A 2062-nucleotide genomic window follows, 5' to 3' on the forward strand; every position below is an offset into this window, starting at 1 on the left:
TATGGTGACCCCTATTAGTTGTTCTCTTAAGTTGATGGCCATGTGCGGTGAGGACAAATAGACTAAAACAAGTTGTTATTATATATATTGTTGTTTTACCAGCACCAAATGGTTCAGATAAAACAAAACTGTACCATCACTAATTTGAAATAATTTGTATTAATCTCTTTTTTCGGGGATGGGCAAAGAAACCTAAGATATGTTATACTCTTTTTATACATGTAATAAGAGTTTTAAATCTAATTGTTTAGTTGTTGTACTACTTACTTGCAAAAAAAGGGCGTTTCTCAAAAAGAGAAGCGCCCTTTTTTTGCAAGTAACAGTTATAGAAGTGAATTTCATGTCAAATATATTGTATGTATATTTATTTACTAAAGTGAAAAATATTCGATTTTTATTTTCTTCTGAAACTATGTAAAAAACTCTTCAAATAGGGGTCACCATACATGCCCATCAACTTAAGAATTTTCATACCTCAAGTACAAAAAAACGTTATTCTTTCTTAACAAGCTAGATAAGAAAGGATGACGTTTTTTATGAATCTCTCAATTCAAGATGAATTAGAACCATTTGCAGAAGAATTACAACGATACATCACACCTGCATTTTTAGAAGAACTGGCAAGAGACATCGAATTTATAAAACGAAAACGTAAGTTTTCTGGCTCAGATTTAGCTACGATTTGTATTTGGATTAGTCAACGAGTGGCAAGCGATCCCTTAGTTCGATTATGTAGTAGACTTCATGCGGCCACTGGTACTCTCCTTAGCCCTGAGGGCTTAAATAAGCGTTTTAACGCAAAAGCGGTGTTATTTTTTAAACATATCTTTTCTTTATTGTTACAGCAAAAAATCTGTGAACAAACACAAATCTCCAACCAACTTTTTGCCTATTTTGAGCGCATTCGCATCATGGATGCCACAGTATTTCAAGTACCCAATACTTTAGAACATATATATCCAGGCTCTGGAGGTTGTGCTCAAACAGTCGGTATCAAAATTCAATTAGAATATGATTTACATAGTGGGCAATTTCTTAATTTCCAAGTGGGACCCGGCAAAAATAATGATAAAACATTTGGTACTGAGTGTTTAGATACCTTACGACCAGGTGATTTATGTATTCGTGATTTAGGTTATTTTTCATTAGAGGATTTAGATCAAATGGATCAATGGGGTACCTATTATATTTCTCGGTTAAAGTTAAATACGAACGTATATGTAAAAAACCTAAGTCCAGAATACTTTAAAAATGGTTCAATAAAAAAACAATCGGAATACATACAAATAAATGTCCTGCAGATTTTAAAGCAACTCAAACATGGAGAAACGGCAGAATATCAGTAAGCTTATGTTGGTGATAAACAGCAACTATTTTCACGTATCATTTTCCATCGATTAACAGAAGCATAATTACAAAAGCGCCAAAAGAAAATTGCTGAAAAAGAAAAGTCCCAAAATAGAACATACTCCGAGAAAAGTAAAATAGTAGCGGGATTAAATGTATATGTAACAAATGCACCTTGGGAATGGGTTCCGATGGAACAGGTATATGAATTATATACATTGTGTTGGCAGATAGAAATTGTTTTTAAGACGTGGAAATCATTGTTCGATATAGATCATTGTAGAAAGATTAGAGTGCCAATTATACGGGAAACTCATCGCTATTTTCTTATGTTCTTCTACGATGTTTAAAATGCGCCAATTTTTGTTACAGAAAAAACAAAAGGAATTAAGTGAATATAAAGCGATTGGAATGATTCAAGATCATCTATTTCTCCTCTATCAAGCCATAGAAAACACCCAAGAAATAACAAAGCTTCTGATCCGCTTGTTCCGCCTTCTACAGAAAAACGGGCGAAAATCTCACAGATATGAGAAGAAGACTGTCTTTGATATCATGGGTGTTATCTATGAATATAGTGAATTTAGAAAGCAAAAGAAAGCTGTATAAGTAAAAAAATAAAACCCGTTAGGGTTTATTTCGTATGCTTATTTTTAAAGAAAACACACATTTTTAAAATTTTTTCATTTATGTAAATGCAAGTTCACCTTATTTT

General features: G+C 32.6%; 1 pseudogene. It reads left to right on the forward strand.

Annotated features, from left to right (window positions below):
• Positions 1–536 precede the first annotated feature (536 nt).
• Positions 537–1956, forward strand: a pseudogene (locus tag ACQGS6_RS27240) (IS4 family transposase).
• The last annotated feature ends 106 nt before the right edge of the window (positions 1957–2062 follow it).

This window comes from Bacillus sp. GMs2/2 (assembly GCF_050172095.1).
GTDB lineage: Bacteria > Bacillota > Bacilli > Bacillales > Bacillaceae_G > Bacillus_A > Bacillus_A cereus.